Annotated in this window: 6 protein-coding genes; 4 read left to right on the forward strand and 2 right to left on the reverse strand. The window is 72.2% G+C overall.

Features of this window, described 5'->3' with window-relative positions:
* Nucleotides 1-211, forward strand: a 211-nt coding sequence (locus AC30N0_RS05075; RefSeq protein WP_489516844.1) for a PDZ domain-containing protein, incomplete at its 5' end; no start/stop codon positions are given.
* Between the two features lie 45 nt (nucleotides 212-256).
* Here the strand turns inward: AC30N0_RS05075 and AC30N0_RS05080 are convergent.
* Nucleotides 257-1,156, reverse strand: coding sequence for an NAD(P)-dependent oxidoreductase (locus AC30N0_RS05080; RefSeq protein ID WP_489516845.1), 900 nt, complete (start codon nucleotides 1,154-1,156; stop codon nucleotides 257-259).
* 28 nt (nucleotides 1,157-1,184) lie between these two features.
* The gene (locus AC30N0_RS05085) at nucleotides 1,185-2,144 is read right to left on the reverse strand and encodes an SDR family oxidoreductase (protein ID WP_489516846.1); all 960 of its coding nucleotides are present in this window, start codon (nucleotides 2,142-2,144) and stop codon (nucleotides 1,185-1,187) included.
* A gap of 98 nt (nucleotides 2,145-2,242) precedes the next feature.
* Here AC30N0_RS05085 and AC30N0_RS05090 point away from each other — a divergent pair, with 98 nt between their 5' ends.
* From AC30N0_RS05090 to AC30N0_RS05100, 3 genes are read left to right on the forward strand one after another with little or no spacing between them, the layout of a single operon-like run.
* Nucleotides 2,243-3,286, forward strand: coding sequence for a CDP-6-deoxy-delta-3,4-glucoseen reductase (locus tag AC30N0_RS05090; RefSeq protein WP_489516847.1), 1,044 nt, complete (start codon nucleotides 2,243-2,245; stop codon nucleotides 3,284-3,286).
* 39 nt (nucleotides 3,287-3,325) lie between these two features.
* Nucleotides 3,326-4,342, forward strand: a complete 1,017-nt coding sequence (locus tag AC30N0_RS05095; RefSeq protein WP_489516848.1) for a CsgG/HfaB family protein — start codon at nucleotides 3,326-3,328, stop codon at nucleotides 4,340-4,342.
* Nucleotides 4,339-5,328, forward strand: a complete 990-nt coding sequence (locus tag AC30N0_RS05100) for a Bug family tripartite tricarboxylate transporter substrate binding protein (RefSeq protein ID WP_489516849.1) — start codon at nucleotides 4,339-4,341, stop codon at nucleotides 5,326-5,328. Before AC30N0_RS05095 ends, AC30N0_RS05100 begins: the two co-directional genes overlap by 4 nt.
* Nucleotides 5,329-5,535: the final 207 nt, after the last annotated feature.

The raw sequence follows: 5,535 nt of genomic DNA on the forward strand, positions 1-5,535 counted from the left end.
CGAGGAAGCGGGCCTGCGGCCGGGCGACGCGATCGTCGCCGTCGACGGCAAGCCGGTGGCCGACCTCGCCAGCTTCTACAAGACGCTGTGGAGCGACGAGCGGCCCGAGCGCGACGTCGCCCTCGAGGTCCGGCGCGGGCCGGAGACCCTGCGCCTGCAGGTGCATGCCGTCGACCGGATGAAGACGCTGAGCCGGCCGCAGGGCGTCTGAGCTCGCGCCGCGACTCCTCGCTGCCACCGGTCTCCGTCGCCGGGCCTAGTAGCCGCGCGAGCGGTCGACCTCGTTCGGCAGCGGCTGGCCCTTCCCGATGGCGCGCAGGCTGGCGACGAACTGCTCGACGACGGTCTCGGCAGAGGGCTGCGCGGCGATGTGCGGCGTGATCGTGATCCCGGGGACGGTCCAGAGCGGGTCGTCGGCCGGCAGCGGCTCGCGCCGCTGCACGTCGAGCGCGGCGCCGCTCAGGTGGCCGGAGCGGACGGCGTCGATCAGCTCGGGCTCGACGACGTGCGCACCGCGCGCGACGTTGACGAGGTAGGCGCCGCGCGGCATCGCGGCGAAGGCCGCCGCGCCGAGGATGGCTTCGGTCTCTGCCGTCAGCGGCAGGGCGCAGACGACGATCTCGCTCGCTGCGAGCACCTCGGCGAGCGTCTCGCTCGAGCGCCGGTTCCAGCCGCGCACGACGAAGCCGACTCGCTCGAGCCAGGTGGCGATCTCGCTGCCCATGGCGCCGGTGCCGAGCACGGCCGTGCGATGGCGGACCAGCGGCGCCGGATGCCGGGTCCACGCCCGCTCCTGCTGCTGCCGCTCGTACATCGGCAGCGCGCGCGCGTGGCGCAGGGCCATGGTCACCACGAACTGGGCGATCCCGGCCGCCTGCTCCCGGTCGACGATGCGCGCGACACGGACATGCGCAGCGAGGTCGGGCACCAGCAGCTTCTCGACCCCGGCGGCGACGGAGCAGATCCAGCGCAGGCGCGGCAGCCGGCTCGCCAGGCCGCGTGGCAACTGCCAGGCGAGCACCACGTCGACGCCGGCGAGGTCGTCATCGCGCAGCGCCGAGCGGTATTCGAGGAGCTCGAGCCCGGGGATCCGGGCGGCGATGCCGGCGATGAAGGGCGCCGCCGGGAGGGGCTGCGTCGCCAACAAAACCTTCATGAGGCGGACCGCTGGCTTCGACGACGGTTCATGGTGTCTCCTGCCCGGATGGGGCCCGTCCATCGATTGTCGCGTCGCGGCCACCTCGGCCGCGTCCTTCGCGCAGCCCCTGCGCGGGCGTCGGATGGCGCAGCACCAAGCCGAGCTCGCGCTTCAGCCGCCGGTTGTCGAGGCGCCGCGACTCGCCCAGGAAGCTGAGCTGCGCAGGACTGAACGTCGCGGCCGCGTCGACGCGGCCGATGCGCGGCGGACGCGCCAGGCCGTACACGTCGGCGGCAAGGTCGAAGTAGTCGCCCATGCGCAGCTCGCTGTCGTCCGAGGCGTTGACGACGCGCTGCGGCCGGCCGCGGTACAGCGCCGCGACGCAGGCGCGGGCCAGGTCGTCGGCATGGATGTGGTTGGTGAACACGTCGTCCTCGGCCGCGAGCACGGGCGTGCCGCGCGCCAGGCGCTCGCGCGGGTCGCCGCCGGCGCGCCCCGGCGCGTAGATGCCGGGGATGCGAAGGATCGTCACGACGACGCCGCTGGCACGGCCCAAGCGGCGGAGCCGGGCCTCCGCATCGGCGCGGCGGTGGGCCCGGTCTGTGGCGGGACGGACCGACCGGGTCTCGTCGATGCGCGCGCCGCCGCAGTCGCCGTAGACACCGCTGGTCGACCCGTAGACCAGCCGGCGGACCCGGTTCGCGCGCGCCAGCGCCTGCACGAGGTGCGCGGTTCGCGTGTCGACGCGCCCTTGTCCCGGCGGTGGCGCGAGATGCAGGACGGCATCGGTGAGCGCGGCGAGCCGGCCCAGCGTCGCCGGCCGATCCAGGTCGCCGGGCAGCGGCACGATGCCGGCACGACGCAGCGCGTCGACGCGGCCCGGCGAGCTCGTCAGCGCGAGCAGCCGCCAGCGGTCGCGGAGCAGCTGCGCCACCCGCAGGCCGACGTCGCCGCAGCCGACGATGAGCAAGGCCGGTCGCTGGCCGGTGGTCGGGCGGTACGGCAAGGCAGTCCTGGCAGGTCGGCGCAGGCCGACAGCGCGGTGCGGGCAAAATCGCGGGTCCAGTCTAGGTCAGAGCCCCGTCGCCGCTGCCGCCGTCCACCATGCCGTTCACCGTCACCGTCCAGCCGAGCGGCACCCGCTTTAGCGTCGAGCGCGACGAACCGATCCTCCAGGCCGCCATCCGCCAGGGCATCGGCCTGCCCTACGGCTGCAAGGACGGCGCCTGCGGCTCATGCAAGTGCCGCATGACCGAAGGCCGCGTCATCCATGGCGCGCACCAGCAGAAGGCGCTCAGCGCCGAGGAGGAGGCGGCGGGGCTGATCCTCACCTGCCAGGCGGCGCCGCAGACCGACATCGTCCTCGAGGCGCGCACGGTCCCGGGCGCCGGCGAGTTCGCGCCGCGGAAGCTGCCCTGCCGCGTCATCTCGATCGACAAGCCGGCGCCCGACGTCGCCATCCTCAGGCTGCAGCTCCCCGCCAACGACGCCTTCCGCTACCGGGCAGGCCAGTTCGTCGAGTTCATCCTGCGCGACGGCTCGCGGCGCAGCTACTCGATGGCCAACGCACCGCATACCCTCGGCGACAAGCCCGCCATCGAGCTGCATCTGCGCCACCTGCCCGGCGGCAAGTTCACCGACCACGTGTTCGGGGCGATGAAGGAAAAGGACATCCTGCGCGTCGAAGGCCCGTTCGGCAGCTTCTTCGTGCGCGAGGACAACGACAAGCCGATGGTCCTGCTCGCCTCGGGCACCGGCTTCGCGCCGATCAAGGCCATCGTCGAGCACCTGATCCACACCAAGAGCCAGCGCAAGGCGGTGCTGTACTGGGGCTGCCGGAGCAGGGTCGACCTCTACATGCACGAATGGGCCGAAGCAGCGGCGAAGGAGCACGGGCACCTGCGCTACGTGCCGGTGCTCTCGGAGGCCAGGCCGGAGGACGGCTGGACCGGCCGCACCGGGCTCGTCCACCAGGCCGTGATGCACGACACGCCGAACCTGATGGAGCACCAGGTCTACGCCTGCGGTGCGCCGATCATGGTCGAGTCGGCGCAGCGCGACTTCGTCGTCCGCTGCGGCCTGCCCGACGACGAGTTCTACGCCGACTCGTTCACGTCGGAGGCCGACAAGCACGGCCCGCTTGCCTAGAGCTGCAGACTTCGTTTCAAGACAGACCGGGAGGATTTCATGAGACTCATCGCCACCTTGCTCTCTTCGGCCGCGCTCGCCGCGCTGGCCCTCCCCGCCGCGGCGCAGACGCTCGGCGGCGGCGGTTCGCTGGCCACCGGCGGTGCAGGACCCTCGGGCGCGCAGGGCGCGAGCGAGCAGCTCGAGCGCTGCGACGCGCCAAAAGGCACGCTCGCCGTCGTCGAGCCGCAGAGCCAGGTCGGCCAGAACCTTCAGCGCTACGGTCTCGGCTCGCCGACCGCGGTGATCCGCATGCTGGTGCAGCAGTCGAACTGCTTCCAGGTCGTCGAGCGCGGCGTCGCCATGGGCAATATGCGGCAGGAGCGCGCCCACGCTGCGTCGGGCGAGCTGCAAGCCGACCAGAACATCGGCAAGGGCCAGATGGTCGCGGCCGACTTCATCGTCACGCCGTCGGTGGTGTTCAGCGAGAACAACGCCGGCGGCATCGGCGGCGCGCTCGGCGGCCTCATCGGCGGCAGCGGCGGGCGGGCCCTGGCCGGCGTCGCCGGCGGCGTGAAGTTCAAGCAGGCCGAGACCAGCATGCTGCTCGTCGACTCGCGCTCGGGCATCCAGGTCGCGGCGGCGCAGGGCAGCGCCGAGAAGACCGATTTCGCGATCGGCGGCACGGTCGTCGGCCGCGTCGCGGCGGCGGGCGGCGGCTACAGCAACACCAACGAAGGCAAGATGATCGTCGCCTCGTTCATGGACAACTGGAACAACATCGTCCGCAACGTGCGCAACAACCCGTCGCTGGTCCAGGCCCGCGCCGGCGAGGCCTCGCAGCGCAATGCCGCGGCCAGCGTGCGCGCCAACACCGGCGTCGCCGGCGACGTGATGCTGCCGAAGATCAACGGCGTCAAGGTGCTGCGCCAGCCGCGCGACGGCGCGGGCGAGATGCAGACGCTCGGCCGCAACGACGAGGTGCTGTTGAACGGCGAAGAGCAGAACGGCTTCGCGAAGGTCACGACATCGCGCGGCGAAGGCTGGGTCAAGACGATCCTGCTGAGAAAGCCATGAGGCGTCGCACGGCGCTCGGCGCGCTCGCTTCCGTTGCCACGGCAGGCAGCCTGGGGTCGCCCGCGTTCGCCCAGGCCCGGCCGCTCCGCTTCATCGTTCCCTACCCGCCTGGCGGTCCCCTCGACATCGTGGCCCGGGCCCTGGCCGAGCGCGCCAAGGACAGCCTCGGCACCATCGTCGTCGAGAACCGCGCCGGCGCCGGCGGCAACCTCGGCGCCGACGCCGCGGCCAAGGCGGCGCCCGACGGCACGACCATCGTCATGGGCGCGGTCGCCACGCACGCGATCAACCCGTGGCTGTTCGTGAAGATGCCGTACGACCCGATCCGCGACTTCACGCCGATCACCGGCGTCGCGCGCGTGCCCAACGTGCTCGTCATGAGCACCGAGGTCGCGGCGCGGCTCGGCATCGCCAGCGTCGCCGACCTGGTCGCGCACGCCAAGAGGAATCCGGGCAAGCTCAACTACGGCTCCGGCGGCAACGGCAGCGCCGGCCACCTCGCCGGCGAGATGTTCAAGGCGCAGGCCGGCGTGTTCATGGTCCACATCCCCTACGCCGGCGGCAACCCGGCGCAGCTGGCCCTGCTGGCCGGCCAGGTCGACCTGAACTTCGACAACCTCGCCGCCGCCTCGGCCAACATCAAGGCCGGCAAGCTGCGCGCGATCGCCGTCACCACCGCGACGCGGTCGTCGGCGATGCCCGAGGTGCCGACCATCGCCGAGAGCGGCCGCACCCTCGGCCTCGCCTCGTTCGACATCGACACCTGGTTCGGCATCTTCGGCCCGGCGCGCCTGCCGGCCGACGTCACCGAGCGGCTCAACAAGGCCTTCGTCGAGGCCCTCGGCTCGGCCGAGCTCAAGGCGCGCCTGGCCGGCCTCTTCGCCGAGCCCATACCGTCGTCGCCCGATCGCTTCGCCGCTTTCGTCAGGAGCGAGCTGGCCAAGTACGAGCGCGTCGTCAAGGCAACCGGCGCACGCGTGGAGTGATCCGCGAACGAGGCTTTGCTGCCGCGCGTCAACGAATGAAGGCGAGCGCCCGTTTGCTAGACTTGCCGGTCGCTTCGCAAGCGCAACTTCCGCCGTCGGCTGCCGACCGCCACCTCTGATCGCCGGACCTCCGGCCCCCGCTGCGGCGGAACCCACTGCCTCCGACGAGACGCATGACTTTTCAACAAACCGACCTGCAGCGCGAGG

Source organism: Rhizobacter sp. (assembly GCF_031412495.1).
Taxonomy (GTDB): domain Bacteria; phylum Pseudomonadota; class Gammaproteobacteria; order Burkholderiales; family Burkholderiaceae_C; genus Schlegelella_A.